This is a genomic window from Companilactobacillus bobalius (assembly GCF_002179915.1).
Classification (GTDB): domain Bacteria; phylum Bacillota; class Bacilli; order Lactobacillales; family Lactobacillaceae; genus Companilactobacillus; species Companilactobacillus bobalius.
The window spans coordinates 110,292-126,273 of the sequence record NZ_MYFM01000003.1; the positions used below are offsets into that span (position 1 = coordinate 110,292).

A 15,982-nucleotide genomic window follows, 5' to 3' on the forward strand; every position below is an offset into this window, starting at 1 on the left:
GAAAAAAGAATCACGAGGATTCTTTAATTGGTCTCCGTAGTTAGGATTGCTTCTCTTAGAGCTTGAAAATCTTGGCTTGAGAAAGACTCATTTAGTGATTTATTAACCACTTCAGAGGCTTCTTTAAAATGTTCAATACCAGATTTGGTAATCTTTAGGCAAACCTCTTTTTGATTGTCGTCGCTGTGATAACGAATAATCGGTTTGCAATCTTTATTTTCTAAACGTACGGCCATTCTTGAAACAGCTGCAGCACTTAATTTAAGTGAATCCTTAATTTCCAACAAACTAGCTTTGGAATCGTATTGATCATAAAGGTAGTGTAAAAAACTGAATTCAACAGGTGACAAATCGTATTTAGTTAGTACTTTTTCTAATTCCACTTGGACGTCATTTTCAAAATGTTTCATGTTCAACCAAGTACATAGGTTCGAAGTATGATTCATATTTATCACCCCTAACGTTAGATATTAACTTTTATGTATTATGGAACAAATCAATTGCTTGCGCAAGAAAATAATTTTTATTAAGGGATTGTTTGATAAATCCATGGCGTCAGCTTTTTGCTATACTAATCGTAAATAAAAAAATAGTTGAGGGGATATAAATGAGTTTTTATTCATATCAATATTTGGTGGAACATAATAATGAACCGAATATCTTATTCATTATAGGAGTCTTAGTACTAGCAACAGCTATTTTTATAACTAGTTACTTGTATTTTAAAAATCGATCTGACAATAAATATCGTGATTTGTTGATTATCTTTGGATTGGGAATCTTTTTATTTATTGGTATTAATTACAATAATTATGAACAGCAGTTGGACATTAACAATAAAACTAATCAGACCTTGAGCCTAATGCAATCAGTTGCTAAGGATAAAAAAGTTTCGAAGAACAAGTTATATTCTAATAGCTCCAGTTTGACAGAAGGAATGTTGATCAAAGCAGGTAAGGATATTTATCGTGTCAGTTTTGATAATAATTTGAGCAGTTATACACTTTCCAAAGCCAATATAATTAGCTCACAAAAAATACAATTGATTAAGAAATAGGTGACATAATGGTATTACAATACGGTGATTTAACTTTAAAATTTATTATAGGATTCTTATTCATGGTCTTGCAGATCAATCTGTTTGGACGTGGAAATATTGCTCCAACTAGTGCTATTGATCAACTTCAAAATTATGTCCTTGGTGGAATTGTCGGTGGTATGATTTACAATTCCAGTATCACAATTATGCAGTTTGCTTTGGTTTTGTTGATTTGGACATTGGTGGTCTTTATCGCTAAGTTTTTGACTAACCACAATAATTTCTTCAAGAAAGTTATTGAGGGTACACCACAAATAATTGTTAAAAATGGGCATATTGATGTTAACTTGGCTTTGAAAAACGGTTTGTCAGCCAATGATTTATCATTTAAATTGCGTCAGGCTGGTGTCTTGGATGTTAGAAATGTTAAACGTGCCGTTTTTGAACGTAATGGTCAGTTAACGATTATTTTGAAAGATGAGGATAGTTTCAAATATCCTTTGATTTTGGATGGCAAAATTGATATGGATGAGTTATCAACATCAGGCAAGGATGAAGCTTGGGTTGAAGAAGAATTGAAGAAACGCCATCTGGATGTAGCAGAAGTTTATATGGCTAATTATATTAATGGTGAGTTAGTTGTATATAAATATTAATTTTTTAGGTTAGCCAAAATTTCATTTTCATAAAAGGGTAACTGTATTAGAATGAAGTTGTAATAACTTTTGGTGGTGATAAATATGGCAAGTGATTCTAAGGCTTTCTCATTGATCATGCTAATTTTTTATGCAATTTTATTGTATTTTATCTTTGCTGATAAAAACATGATAGCCATGTACATGATGGGTATCGGTATGTTTGTTGAGGCTTTAGTAAATTGTGTTTGTACGTTTCAATCAAAAACTAAATAGGGTGGCGATTATGAATGTCAGAAACAAAAGTTTACAATAATTATTTCTTTGATGAACCAGTATTTGATTTGCACGATGGAGGTTATATACCACTAGAAAAAGTGGATATGCCTGATCATCCGTTGAATATTCCTGCTGCTTTGAAGCCAGACAAGGTAGACGGAAATGATGTTTATTACACAATTACAGCGCAAGAGGGTGAAACTCAAATTTTGCCTGGTGCTAAGACTAAAACATGGGGCTACAATGCTTCATTGTTAGGTCAAACAATTGTTTTAAAAAAGGGAGTTCATTATCATGTACATCTTGTTAATGAATTGCCAGAAGTTACTACTTTCCATTGGCACGGATTAAACGTTACGGGACCTATTGTTGATGGTGGTCCACATGCTCCAGTTTATCCAGGTGGTAGTCGTGATATTGACTTCACTTTGGATCAACCTGCACAGACTGATTGGATTCATCCACATCCATGTCCAAATACAGCTCGCCAAGTCTGGAATGGTTTAGCTGCAGCTGTTGTGGTAACTGACGATGAGGAAGCTAAATTACCTTTCCCACGTAATTATGGTGTCGATGATATTCCGGTTATTTTGCAAGATAGAAGTTATCATGACAATCAATTGGATTACAAGAAAGACTACGATATTGATGGTACTTTAGGTAAGTATGCTTTAGTTAATGGTACGATCAACGGTGTCTTTGATGTAACAACACAACGAGTTCGTTTAAGAATTTTGAATGGTTCTGATCGTCGTGAATGGCGTCTTCACTTTGATGATAATCATGAGTTTACTCAAATTGCTTCAGATGGTGGTACTTTGCCAGAACCAGTTAAATTAACTAAGTTGATGTTGACTTGTGCTGAACGTGCTGAAGTTATTTTAGACTTTGGCGACAAGAAGCCAGGTGATGTGGTTACATTAATGAGTGATGATATGCCAATTATGAAATTCAAGATTGGTCAATATGCTCCAGATGATACAAAACTTCCAGAACATCTAACAACAATTGATGCACCAGAAGTAACACCTGGACTACCTGTTACTCGTACAGTTATGTCAGGAATGGACGATCAAGTTAGACTTGATGGTAAACTCTTTGATATGCAGAGAATTGACCGTCGTCAAAAGATTGGTGATACCGTCCTTTGGGATGTTGTAAATACTAATGATATGGATGGTGGAATGATTCATCCATTCCATATGCATGGTTGTCAATTTCTTGTTATTAGTCGTAATGGTAAAGAACCATATCCTAATGAACATGGTTGGAAAGATACTGTAGGTGTCAATGCTGGTGAAACAGTTAGAATTGCTGTTCAGTTCACTAAGTTTGGTGTTTACATGTATCACTGTCATATCCTAGAACATGAAGATACAGGGATGATGGCACAGATTGAAGCTTATGATCCTAACCATGAGCACAAATATCATCTATTAAGTATGGATGAAATGAATCACCCAAAGAATAAATAAAGTCTCATTGACAACGTTTTCAGTCTACTTTAAACTAATTCTTAGTAATTAGGCTGTAAACAAATAGACAATACCAATTACAAGATTGGCATTGTCTATTTTTATTTTGGGGGATATGAAAGTGGAAGATAACAGTTTTAGGAAGCGTTTAGGATTCTTGATTTTTGCAATCGTATTGGATGCTTTTGCTAATGCTTTAATGATTGACAGTAATATGGGAAGTGCAGTATGGACAGCTTCGGCGGTCAATATTTCAACATTACTACACACCAGTTATGGGACAACATTATTTATCTATGCTGTTATTGTAACTATCGTGAATCAACTGTTGTTAGGAAAATTTGATAGTCATATCTTTATTTCTAACTTATTATTCTCATTGCCATTTAGCTATTTAGTTGGCTTTTTTAGCAATATTTTGAATCCGTTCAATTTAAATTATCTTCCAATTTATTCACGCTTTTTAGTTGATCTACTAGGTTTGATTTTTGTTTCAATGGGAACTTCGATCTATCAAAGATGCAATTTAATTCAACATCCCAATGATGAAATGGCCTATCTTTTGAGATTTAAATATTTACATGGTTCAGCTGGATGGGGACAGTTGGTCAGTTACACACCACCAGTGATTATCATGATAATTTGCTTCATATTAACGGGACATATCTTATCAGTGGGAATTGGAACTATTCTAGCGATGTTCTGTCAAGGTATTATTATTGGAATTTCGGATAAGATAGTTGTTCCTTCGTTGAAACATCATTATTCATTTTAGATGTCATAAAAGAAAATTTTAAAAATAATGTGAGTTATTAAAAAAAGAGTTAAGATTATCGATTTATACTATTGCGGTCAGACTGAACATGGTTTACTATGACATATAGGGACTACCAGATTTAAAAACAACTGATTCCTTCCCGACGGTGAGATTAATTTCTCACTATTTTTTTGTCCAAAAATAAATAAGCTTCAATTCAAATTGGGTTCTTACTCAAGTGGGGTTGTAACTAAATAACCAACTAATGTAGTTGAAGTATGTCGTTTTTCGTCAAAATCTGTGCTTTAAGATTTTTAGCTCCGCATAATTCCAAAAGAAATTTTTAATCAAAAGAACGGCCTCTGTTAAGTATTCAAGATATATCCTTTACTTGAATCTCTTAATGGAGACCGTTCTTATTTATTTTCGTCAAAATCGTAAATCACGTCTTCGACAGTCATTTTATTGCGACCAGCATTTTTTGATTTATAGAGGTAATTGTCAACTCGGTTAAAGAGATCAGTAAAACCAGTATCGGATGATTTCAATTCAGAGACTCCAAATGAGACACTGACATTTAATTTTTTACCATTTAAAAAAAGGGGTGCACTGTATAGAGCATTTCTAAGATCAACTATAATTGGACTACATTCTTCAGCCGTTTTATCACGGAAAATAATGATAAATTCTTCACCACCGAAACGAAAAATTTCTCCGTGGGTCTTACGAAGATATAATTCACGCTCCATAGTGTGAGCTACATGTCGTAAAACTTCATCACCAGTTGCATGTCCGTATTTATCATTAAATAGTTTGAAATGGTCGATATCAAACATTGCCATGGTCAAAGGGACTCTATTCTCATGAGAATACTTATCATAGATTTCTTTAGAGCTTTTATCTAAATTAGAGCGGTTTCTGATACCAGTCAGTTCATCATAATTAACAGCTTTTTTTAGGGTATCGTATCCAGCCAGCGTTAGTTGCATCTTATGTTCGCAGAACCTAATAATTGCCATATAAATGACAAAAACGATCAACATATAAAAAATATTCGAAAATGAAAAACTGTGGTCGACCCAGAGGAGAATCCACCAGGCAATTCCGTAAAGGATTTGTAGAGCTAAGTACTTAATGGTACTGTCCTGTAAACGATCAGTTTGCCAGTAGATATAAATAACAATAGCAACTAAAAAGATATAGGAAACGATGAAGTAAGGCAATTTAACATTAGTTAATCGTTGTAAGTTATTAGATTGATGATAGGCAAAGGGCATTAACAGATTAATTAGTAGGGTAATTTTATTTCGTAAGAGATACATGGAATAAAGCAAGATGGTTAGTTGTGCATTAGCATATAACCAACCATTATTAACGGAACTATTATTGAGCACATGGAAGGTTTGCTGCAAGATAATCATGGAACCTGCTAAAATGGCACCTTCGGTAAGATGAATCGGTAGTCGAATATAGATAGGTGATTTATCGGTGATTCTGCGCTCTAATCCGTAAGAAATAATTGTAATAATAGTAATTAAGCCGATTGTAACTAAGGTGATAATAGTTGAGGTGAGATTAAAATAGTTATTAATAATCTCTTTTAGGATATTCAAAATGACCTCCGTAAGAATTTATTTGAATAAATACACAAAACGCGTGTTCATGAGTCCGTGATGTAGTATTATAAGACATTTAGTAAATAATTACCCCTAAAGAATATTATGTATCAGTATACACTTATTTATTTATAAATTTATAAGTTTATAATAGGGGGTAAAGCAATAAACATTTCTAAAGTTATGCTTGATTGTTCGCTTTTTAATGTAAAATTTACTCAATTTTTGAGAGGGGAAAGATCGGATGAAAGTAGTAGTTGTAGGGTGTACACATGCTGGTACAGCAGCGGTAGAACAAATTCTTCAAGAACATCCAGATACGGAAGTTACCGTATATGAACGTGATGATAATATTTCATTTCTGTCATGTGGAATTGCATTATATTTAGGTGGTAAAGTAAAACGTTTAGAGGACATGTTCTATGCTAGTCCTAAGGATCTGGAAAAACTTGGTGCCACAATAAAAATGAAGCATGATGTTCTAAAAATTGATTCAGAAAAGAAAACATTGATGTGTGAAAATATGGAGACACATGAAATAATTAACGATACTTATGATAAGTTAATTATGACCACTGGCTCAACCGTAGTAGTGCCACCTATTATGGGCATTTCCGATTCAAGAATTCTGATGTGCAAGAGTTATGCACAAGCAAGAGCAATTCATGATACGGCCAAAGACTATAAGCATATTGCCATCGTGGGTGGTGGTTATATTGGAGTAGAGTTGGCTGAAAGTTATGCTAATACAAATCATAAAGTTACTTTAGTTCAATCGAGAGATCAGGTTTTGAACCACTATATTGATCCTGATATGTCTGAAAAAGTAGTTGATTTGTTAAAGGAACATAATGTCGATGTTTATTTGAATGAAAATGTTACTGGATTCAATCGTGATGATGATGACAATGTTGTTATTGAAACATCTAAAGAAGATCACAAGGCTGATTTGGTAATTGTCTGCACTGGTTTTGTTGCCAATACTGGTTTACTACGTGGACAAGTAGATATGGATCGCCGTGGTGCCATTATTATTAATGAATATACACAAACATCAAATCCTGACATTTATGCTGCAGGAGATGCATGTACGGTTTACTTCAACCCTACACATGAACATGCTTATATGCCTTTAGCAACTAATGCTATTAGGCAAGGTGCTTTGGCCGGTATTAATGTATTTGGCAATATTCAAAAGTACATGGGTACTCAAGCAACTTCAGCCATGGAATTGTTTGGCTACACGATTGCTTCTACAGGTCTAACATTAGGACATGCTCTAGAACATGGTTTGAATGCAGATGTAGTTGAATACCATGATAATTATCGTCCTGCTTACATGCCATCAACGGAGATGTTAACAATTAGATTGGTTTATGATAAGGATACACGTTTGATTTTAGGTGGTCAGTTATTCAGTAAGCATGAAGTTGCTCAATCAGCTGATACTTTGTCAGTATGTATTCAAAACAAGAACACAATCGATGATTTAGCTTTCATGGATATGTTGTTCCAACCTAATTACGATAATCCATTTAATTATTTGAACTTGGTTGCTCAAATGGCTGTGGCTAAGGAACGTAAAGTAAAATAATCTTTTGAAATAATAAAGAGGAGATACCGACTTTTGTTGGTATCTCCTTTTTGGGTTTGGTCGTCTGAGTTTGATAACCATTATTTTTTGTTTTATAACCATGGTTCTATGCTGAATAGTGGAAACGAGCTGCGCAGGCCAATTTCTTCCGGTTTGCTACAGTCATGAAATTGCCCGCAAGGTACACGGTCGATTCCATGACTTAGGCAAATCCTCGGAAATTCCCAGGCCTGCTCCGCTCTCTAGAATTCGTCGTCGTCTGCTTTTAACTTCAACAATCTAGGTTTTCCATAATAATATCCCTGACGTAGATCTATTCCTAACTTATCAGCTAGAGCATCATCTTTTTCGTCTTCTATTCCTTCAAGAATAAAGCGAATATTTTCTTTTCTACATATGTCGCGCCAATAGATAACTTTGCTTTCAATATCTGGGTCGCGTAACTTTTCACCAAAGTTCTGAATGGCAAATTTAATTTCGGCTGCTAAAGGTATCATATCTTTGATTTGATCTATTTGATTTGTTCCGGTTCCACAGTCATCAAGACTGAAGTCCATTCCATAATCAATGAATTCTTTAATCAAGGAAATGTATTCTTCATTGCTCCAATTTTTGCTTGGTGTATCTTCGGTTAGTTCTACTACTAGTCTTAGTGGACGCAGAATTCTTTGTGCTTCAATAATAGCATCACGAACTTCTTCGTCCATTAATTGATTACGATTGATATTTACTGAAACGGAACCAATCTTTAAGGATAATAATTTCGTTGTAGCAACTAAAACTTGTGCCATAAGGTGAGAAGGGACGTCGGAAAAGTTTGCGGGTGGACGCCATCCTTCCGGCTTCTTTTCTTTCATTAATAATTCATAACCGATCAATGAATTATTCACCTTATCAAGCTGGGGTTGAATAAAATATCTGTACATAATGTACTCCTTTGTTAGTCCTAATCGATTCTTGATTAATCACGTGAATAATGTACCGAACAAATAATACTACAAGCTTAGTTTCATGTCATGATGAAGGATTCCGGCTTCTTGGTACTGTTCGCCGACAACTTCGAATCCTAACTGTGTATAGAAAGCTTGGGCATGATCCTGAGCTCCTAAAACAATGTAATTGAAATTATGTTTTCTAGCATAATTGAAAATATATTTTAGAAGATCAGATCCTAAATGTTGGTGACGAAATGGTTTTAATACAGCGACTCTTTGAATATGGATTCCATTGTCAGATGTAGTTTGGAATCTAGCGGTGGCTGCAGCTTGCTGATTGCTGTAAAGAACAAAATAGGTACATTTGTCTTCGTCGTTATCTATTTCAATTTCAGCGGGAACGTTTTGTTCATCCACGAAAACTTTTTTACGAATATCCACACTGTCGTGATAGATATCAGAATTTATATCATTAGAAGATTTAATTTTGTTCATTGATTACCACCGCTTTTAAAAAAGTCAATACACTTGTTATTATATTACAAATACTCTGCCGTGCATTATCGATATTTGAAATTTAAAAAGTCCATTTATAATATATAAAAAATTAAATAGATTGATATAATGTAACTAAGTGTTTATATAAGCTTAAGAAGCAGAGAGTTATTTATTTGGGTACTTTAGAGGAGGAACCGACTGTTGAAAGTAATCGTTGTCGGATGTACACATGCTGGAACAGCTGCAGTGGAAAAAATATTAGAGAAACATCCAGATACGGAAGTTACCGTATATGAACGTGACGATAATATTGCGTTCCTATCATGTGGGATAGCATTGTATTTAGGAAGAATCGTCAATCGACTAGAAGACATGTTTTATGCCGATCCAACTACGCTTGAAGGTTATGGCGCTAAGGTTCATATGAAACATAATGTTATTAAGATTGACTCAAAAAATAAGAAGATTGTTGTTCAAGATCTTAATACACAAGAAATTTTTGAAGATAGTTATGATAAGTTGATCATGACCACTGGTTCAGAGGTTGGTGTGCCACCAATTGGTGGTATGGATAATCCTCGTGTTTTGTTGTGTAAAAGCTACGATCAAGCTAAGAAGATTTATGAATCAGCTTTGAACTACCCTAGTATCGCTATTGTTGGTGCAGGATATGTCGGAGTGGAATTAGCTGAAAGTTATGCTAACACTGTTCATGAGGTAACTTTAATTCAATCAAGAGAACAAATTCTCAATAATTATGTTGACGAACCCCTATCACAAACAATCATTGAAAAACTTAAAGAGCATGATGTTAAAGTTGCATTAGGTGAACGTGTTGCTGAAATTGAAGACGGTGATCAATTAACCATCAATACTAAAGCTGGTCATAGTTATAAGGCCGACTTAGTAATTGTTTGTACAGGCTTTTTTGCCAATACTGACTTATTGCGTGGACAAGTACAAATGGATGGTTATGGAGCCATTTTGGTTAACGATTATATGCAAACTTCAGATCCTGATATCTTTGCTGCCGGTGATTCTTGTGCAGTTAAGTTCAATCCAACTGGTGAAATGAAATACATTCCACTGGCTTCTAGTGCAGTACGTCAAGGTACTTTGGCAGGTTTGAATATTTTTGGAAATGTTCGCAAGTATATGGGAACACAGGCTACCACAGCAATGGCATTATTTGGTTATACATTAGCCGAAACCGGATTGACTTTGAAAAAGGCTCTGGCAAATGGATTGAATGCTGATTGCGTTACATACCACGACAATTATCGTCCAGATTATATGCCAACGACAGAAATGCTAACAATTTATTTGATTTATGATAAAGATACGCGAAAGGTCTTAGGGGCACAATTATTCAGTAAGCATGAAGTTGCTCAATCAGCAAATGCTTTGTCAATCTGTATTCAGAATGAGAATACAATTGATGATTTAGCCTTTGTCGATATGCTGTTCCAACCCAATTATGATAATCCATTTAATTATCTCAATTTGGTAGCACAACAAGCAATTGCTAAAGAAGATAACAATTAGAAAATATTAAGGACAAAACTTTTTTTAGTTTTGTCCTTTTTTTGAAAAATATATATGAATATGTATAATGTGATACTTTTAATTTAATAGACAGTTCATTCATGCTAGACTTAATGTTATAAATGAATGTGCGAGGGGTTCCTTTTGGGTAATTTAATGGAGATTTTAAGAATCTGTTTTAGTGCAAATGCCTTAGTAACGGGAATAGTCACAATCGGTTTAGTTACTATTATTACTTATATATCTTTTATATTGGAACGAAAAGTCAGCACAGCATCGTCCTTCTTTAAGAAGGTGGGGATAAATATAGCTGAAATGCTGCTATTACTTTTAATGTTGTTGTTGGTTACCATTGTTTTCAAAAGTTTGACAGGTGGTTCGCAAGTTGAGTTGGGAGGATTGCTAGCCAACGCTGAATTAACGATTTTATTCTATGGCCTGTTTATTTTCAATAATCGCTTAATTATTTTATTGAATGTTTTTTTGCCATTTTTGTATCATCCATCGTCAGATATTTCGAGAATTCAAGGACCATATGCATGGTTGTTTATTGTTTCTTATCTTATTTTAATAATTGTGATTGATTATTTATATAGTCATAAAGAAGTTTTAGCAATTTCTAATTACCGATATTTATCATCACAAATGTTGTTTGGAATCTGTTGGTGGATCTTTATTTGGATTGATTATAGATTTCCATTAGTTGATATTATTGGAATGTTGATTTTATTCGAGTTTTATATGTTTGTCGTACGGATAATTGAATTAAAAATGAGTACTTACATGCATGCGTATAACGATTTGGAGAATAAAGTTAATTACGATGCTTTAACTGGGGTCCGTAATCGGGCAAATTTGAATAAGGTTTCTAAAGAATTCTTTGAAAAATATAGTCAAAGTTCAGTACCCTTAACAGTGATGATGTTTGATATTGACCGCTTTAAAGAATTTAATGATCATTATGGACATGAAATTGGTGATGAGGTTTTACGTCATGTTTCACATACGGTTGAACGTGAACTACATGTCGATGGCAGTCAGGGACAATTATTCCGTTATGGTGGCGAAGAGTTTGTGATTTTATTGAAGAATGTTGATACGAAAAGAGCTCAAGAAATTGTCAATCGTATTAACCAAACCTTAATAGAAATGCCGCTATTTATTCAAGGAACTCAATTAGATGTAACGCTATGCTTTGGCGTAACGATGCTTCGTAAAACTGATGAGTCCTTTGACGAAATATTTAAAAGAGTCGATGAATATCTCTATCAATCAAAGAATAATGGGCGTGATGAGATGACTATCGAGGGTAAAATTTTCCAATATGAAAAAGTACCAATGATCAAGATATAAAAAACAGCCAGGCGGGGAACCTGACTGTTTTTTATATAAGTCGATTTTTAGTAGGAGCAAAATTAATATGTCATTGAATGATGGGGTATTCAACTAACAGGAGATCAAATTTGGTCTGGGAGTTAAATTTTAGGCAAATCGAAGAATTGAGTGAGCTCCTACTTCACAAACCAACTACTAGAATAAGTATTTAAGCATAGAATTAGATTTTCTACATGGGAGGCACGAGATAGGACTTTGAAAACTACTTATTCTAGTTGTAAACAAAGTTGCTATATGTGGTCCTCCTTTCTATGTTAGCGCTTTCTTTATGGTACAAATGAAGTATAGCAAGTTTTTGTGAATTTCACAATTTCTATGCTCACGATTCAAAAAATATTATTGTGCCAAGTGTTAGTGACAGTATGGATTGAATGATAAATATAATTATTTTTTGTTTAAACAAAAGATTTCACAAGCAAATAAATACTCATAAAAGTGAATGAATATACTTGTTTAAATAAAAAAAGTATTATACTATGAATTTGTTCGAAGAGGCGATGACGTTCGCCGAAAAATATTACTTAATCGTAATTGATGACGTCTACTCTATTTAAAATACCAATAATAATTGAGGAAAATTATTGAGGGTCTTTTAATGTGGAGTAGTCGTCTTTTTTTTATGATTAAGAAGGGAGTATTTATTATGACAAAAGTAACAATTGAGAATGTTAAGGCTAGGGAAGTATTTGACTCACGTGGTAACCCAACAGTTGAAGCAGATGTTATTCTTTCAAATGGCATTTTGGGTCGTGCTAGTGTTCCTTCAGGTAAATCAACTGGTGATAATGAAGCGGTTGAATTACGTGATGGTGGTGACAGACTAGATGGCAAGGGTGTTTTAAAGGCCGTTAACAATGTTAATACTTTGATCAATGATAAATTAAAAGGTGCTGATCCTTTCAATCAAGCTCATATCGACCAAATGATGATTGACCTTGATGGCACTCCAAATAAAGCTAAGTTAGGTGCTAATGCTATTTTAGGTGTTTCAATTGCCACAGTTCGTGCTGCAGCTAATGCAGAAGGAATTCCTGTTTACCGTTATCTCGGTGGTGTTGATCTAGAATTGCCACAAACATTCCACAATGTTATTAATGGTGGTGAACACGCTGATAACGGAATTGATATGCAAGAGTTCTTAATTACACCTATCAAACGTACAAGTTTCCGTGATGGATTTGAAAAGATTGTTAACGTTTATCATCAATTGAAGAAGAATCTTGAAAAAGAAGGCTATCAAACAGGCCTAGGTGATGAAGGTGGATTTGCTCCTGATCTTCCGTCAAGTGAAGCTGCCATTGATGAATTAAATCGTGCGATTAAAGATGCTGGTTACGTTCCCGGTGAAGAAATTGGTATTGCCTTTGATGCTGCTGCTTCTAGCTTTGCCCAAGATGATGGTTCATATTTGTTTGAAGGTAAGAAACGTAGTGCCGAAGAAATGGGTACATACTATGAAGGTTTGCTAGATAAGTATCCAGCAATTGTTTCAATGGAAGATCCCTTTGGTGAAAATGATTGGGAAAACTTTGCTAAATTCACACAAAAGAATGGCAAACGTGTTCAAATTGTTACTGATGATAATGTATGTACAAATCCTGCACTCTTCAGAAAAGCTATCAAGAAGGGTATGGCTAATAGTTTCTTGATTAAGTTGAATCAAATTGGTACTGTGACTGAAACAATGGAAGCTATCCGTGTTGCTAGAAAGAATGGCTATACAACAATGATGTCACATCGTTCTGGTGAAACTGAAGATTCATTCTTGGCTGACTTTACAGTGGCAATGCATGCTGAACAATTGAAGTCAGGTGCTCCAGCACGTGGTGAACGTCTAGCTAAATACAATCAATTATTAAGAATTGAGGAAGAATTAGGCAAAGAATCTAATCTAGCTCATTTCCCAAATGATGTGGACTTTGACTAATCAATAAATCATGAAAGAAAAATATGGACTTACCACACCAGAGGTTGAGAAACTCAGACAAGAATACGGATATAATGAGACGCCAAAGATTCAAAAATCATTTATCAGTTTGATTTTAAAACGTTTGGTTGGTCCAATTCCTTATGTAATCGAATTAGCTTTAGTAATTGAGTTGATTTTAGGTAACTTTATTCAAGTTGTCTTTATCTTTGCCCTATTACTATTTTCAGCAATTGATGGAGCCATTCAGGAGAATCGAGCTTCAAAATCAATTGGTGAATTGGATACAAAATTGATTGCTTACGCAAGTGTGCTTCGTGATAGTAAATGGCAAAAATTATCGAGTCGGGAATTAGTTCCTAGTGATTTGATTCATTTGTCAGTCGGATCAGTTGTTCCAGCTGATTGTAAAGTAGTTAAGGGTGCCATTTTAGTTAATCAATCAGTTATCACTGGTGAAACGAAAGCTGTTACTAAAGTAGAAGATGATGAGTTATATTCTGGCTCAACGATTATCGAAGGTACAGCGGATGTAACAGTTGAAAAAACTGGTGTTCACAGTAGTCTAGGTAAAACAACAGAATTGGTTAGGACAAACGAAGCTCCAGGTAGATTGGAAAATTTACTTTTTACAGTTGTTAAGTATTTGGCCTATTTGGATGTTGTTTTAGCAGTCATTTTAACTATTACTGCATTGATTAGACATACACCGTTTCTTTCATTATTACCATTCGTAGTTATTCTATTTGTAGCTACAATTCCTATCTCAATGCCATCGAGTTTTGCGGTTGCCAACTCTTTAGAAGCAGGCAGTTTGTCGAAAAAGGGTGTTTTGGTTAGCGGGCTTACTGGTATTCAGGAAGCTGGTTCGATGAATGTCTTGTTAATGGATAAGACCGGAACAATTACCAAGAATAAACCGGTAGTCGATGAAATTATAAGTTTGAACGGGTTGGATAAAATGCAGTTATTCAAATATGCATTAGCAACCGTCAAACCCAGTAGTGTCAGTCCGCTTGATTTAGCAATCCTACAAAAAGCTAAGTCGGATGATATAGTTTCAATTGAAGTGAAACAACAAATTTCATTTGATCCTAAATTGAAAGGTGCAAAAGCCGTTCTCAACAATGGTGATGAAATATTTTTGGGATCACCTGTAAAAGGTAATTTAGAGAATCAAGTAAAATCTAAAATTGACGAACTATCACAGCAGGGATTGCAAGTAATGGTTTTGACTATCAATCAGGAAGCCATTGGTTTGATAACTTTTAAGGATCAAATTAAACCTGACATGCCAGAAACAATTGCTGCATTAAAGAAGCAGGGAATCACTGTTTTAATGTTAACTGGTGATACAGTACCAACAGCTCAAGCCATTGCACAAAAAGTGGGTCTAAATGATCGAATCGGTACAGTTGATGAAGCACTATCTGCTCCTTTGTCATTTGGAGGATTTGCTGATGTTTATCCAGAAGATAAATTCAAAATTGTAAAATCCTTACAAGATAAAGGTTACGTTGTTGGTATGACAGGTGATGGTGTCAATGATGCGCCAGCATTGAAGAAAGCTGATGTTGGGATTGCCATTGATACCGCAACTGACATTTCTAAGTTAGCTGCAAGAATTATTCTGACAGAACCTTCTTTAAAAGGAATCATGGAATTGGTAGATGCTGGTCATCGAGTTTATCAGAGAATGATGACCTGGTTGATCACTAAATTGGCAAGAACAGCTCAATTAGCACTTTTATTAACTATTGGTTATTTATTCACTAACTTCTTCCCAGTTTCGTTGAATATCATCGTTTTTATCGTTATTTTTAACGATTGTGTTACTTTGACGTTGGGAACTGATCGAGTAAAAATTAATCATTTGCCAGAAGCTTGGAATTTGAAGAACCTATCGAAAATTTCGGCTATCTATACAGTTGGCTGGTTAATATTAGGATTTGCAATGTTGTGGTATAGTGTCAAATTTACTAGTTTCACACATGCCCAAATTAGCGGAATATTATTTGTTTACTTGATTTACTCCGCAATGGGGATGATTCTTTCAACAAGAACGAGAGATCATTTTTGGTCAATTAAAACAAGTAAATCAGTGGGGACCGTTATATTTATTAATCTAGTTCTATCCAGTTTGATAAGTATTTTATGGTTGCATACAGCGGCTTTAAATGTATTGGCTGTTTTCTTGATTTGCTTTGTTATGTTCTTAGTATTGGATTTGATTAAGGTTTCTTATTACAAATAAGATTAGTAATTATAAAAATACCCTATTAGAATT

At 34.4% G+C, this 15,982-nt stretch carries 14 protein-coding genes and 1 riboswitch; of the genes, 10 read left to right on the top strand and 4 right to left on the bottom strand.

Translation table 11 applies throughout. The features are described from left to right. Window positions 1–23: 23 nt before the first annotated feature. Complete coding sequence (locus tag LKACC16343_RS05645; RefSeq protein WP_056953686.1) at window positions 24–446, bottom strand: helix-turn-helix domain-containing protein; 423 nt, start codon at window positions 444–446, stop codon at window positions 24–26. Between the two features lie 161 nt (window positions 447–607). Between LKACC16343_RS05645 and LKACC16343_RS05650 the strand changes: the two genes are divergently transcribed. The 5 genes from LKACC16343_RS05650 (at window position 608) to LKACC16343_RS05670 (ending at window position 4,203) form a co-directional block, all read left to right on the top strand. Continuing rightward, window positions 608–1,057, top strand: a complete 450-nt coding sequence (locus LKACC16343_RS05650) for a DUF3290 domain-containing protein (protein WP_056953688.1) — start codon at window positions 608–610, stop codon at window positions 1,055–1,057. Between the two features lie 8 nt (window positions 1,058–1,065). After that, window positions 1,066–1,695 carry a DUF421 domain-containing protein gene (locus LKACC16343_RS05655; RefSeq protein WP_056953690.1) on the top strand — a complete coding sequence of 210 codons (630 nt, stop codon included), beginning with the start codon at window positions 1,066–1,068 and terminating at the stop codon, window positions 1,693–1,695. Window positions 1,696–1,779: 84 nt separating this feature from the next. After that, window positions 1,780–1,950, top strand: coding sequence for a nitroreductase family protein (locus LKACC16343_RS14295; RefSeq protein WP_087721270.1), 171 nt, complete (start codon window positions 1,780–1,782; stop codon window positions 1,948–1,950). A gap of 14 nt (window positions 1,951–1,964) precedes the next feature. Then, complete coding sequence (locus tag LKACC16343_RS05665) at window positions 1,965–3,428, top strand: multicopper oxidase family protein (protein ID WP_056953692.1); 1,464 nt, start codon at window positions 1,965–1,967, stop codon at window positions 3,426–3,428. A 115-nt stretch (window positions 3,429–3,543) separates the two neighbouring features. Next, on the top strand, window positions 3,544–4,203 hold the full coding sequence (locus tag LKACC16343_RS05670) for a YczE/YyaS/YitT family protein (RefSeq protein ID WP_056953694.1): 660 nt from the start codon (window positions 3,544–3,546) through the stop codon (window positions 4,201–4,203). A 398-nt stretch (window positions 4,204–4,601) separates the two neighbouring features. Here the strand turns inward: LKACC16343_RS05670 and LKACC16343_RS05675 are convergent, their stop codons facing one another. Next, window positions 4,602–5,798 carry a GGDEF domain-containing protein gene (locus LKACC16343_RS05675; protein ID WP_056953695.1) on the bottom strand — a complete coding sequence of 399 codons (1,197 nt, stop codon included), beginning with the start codon at window positions 5,796–5,798 and terminating at the stop codon, window positions 4,602–4,604. Between the two features lie 247 nt (window positions 5,799–6,045). Between LKACC16343_RS05675 and LKACC16343_RS05680 the strand changes: the two genes are divergently transcribed. Next, window positions 6,046–7,395 carry an FAD-dependent oxidoreductase gene (locus tag LKACC16343_RS05680; RefSeq protein WP_056953697.1) on the top strand — a complete coding sequence of 450 codons (1,350 nt, stop codon included), beginning with the start codon at window positions 6,046–6,048 and terminating at the stop codon, window positions 7,393–7,395. A gap of 242 nt (window positions 7,396–7,637) precedes the next feature. Here LKACC16343_RS05680 and LKACC16343_RS05685 read toward each other — a convergent pair whose 3' ends face one another. Both LKACC16343_RS05685 and LKACC16343_RS05690 read right to left on the bottom strand, forming a co-directional pair. Continuing rightward, a complete protein-coding gene (locus tag LKACC16343_RS05685; RefSeq protein WP_056953700.1) occupies window positions 7,638–8,321 on the bottom strand; it encodes an EAL domain-containing protein in 684 nt (227 codons plus the stop codon). 69 nt (window positions 8,322–8,390) lie between these two features. Continuing rightward, complete coding sequence (locus LKACC16343_RS05690; protein ID WP_056953701.1) at window positions 8,391–8,825, bottom strand: GNAT family N-acetyltransferase; 435 nt, start codon at window positions 8,823–8,825, stop codon at window positions 8,391–8,393. A gap of 204 nt (window positions 8,826–9,029) precedes the next feature. Here LKACC16343_RS05690 and LKACC16343_RS05695 point away from each other — a divergent pair, with 204 nt between their 5' ends. From LKACC16343_RS05695 to LKACC16343_RS05710, 4 genes are all read left to right on the top strand, one after another. Beyond that, on the top strand, window positions 9,030–10,373 hold the full coding sequence (locus LKACC16343_RS05695) for an FAD-dependent oxidoreductase (RefSeq protein ID WP_056953703.1): 1,344 nt from the start codon (window positions 9,030–9,032) through the stop codon (window positions 10,371–10,373). A gap of 144 nt (window positions 10,374–10,517) precedes the next feature. Further along, complete coding sequence (locus tag LKACC16343_RS05700) at window positions 10,518–11,726, top strand: GGDEF domain-containing protein (RefSeq protein WP_158106628.1); 1,209 nt, start codon at window positions 10,518–10,520, stop codon at window positions 11,724–11,726. Between the two features lie 526 nt (window positions 11,727–12,252). Continuing rightward, window positions 12,253–12,319: riboswitch (Fluoride riboswitch) on the top strand. Between the two features lie 92 nt (window positions 12,320–12,411). Beyond that, complete coding sequence (eno, locus tag LKACC16343_RS05705) at window positions 12,412–13,695, top strand: phosphopyruvate hydratase (RefSeq protein WP_056954048.1); 1,284 nt, start codon at window positions 12,412–12,414, stop codon at window positions 13,693–13,695. 10 nt (window positions 13,696–13,705) lie between these two features. Continuing rightward, window positions 13,706–15,949, top strand: coding sequence for an HAD-IC family P-type ATPase (locus LKACC16343_RS05710; protein ID WP_056953707.1), 2,244 nt, complete (start codon window positions 13,706–13,708; stop codon window positions 15,947–15,949). Window positions 15,950–15,982 lie beyond the last annotated feature (33 nt).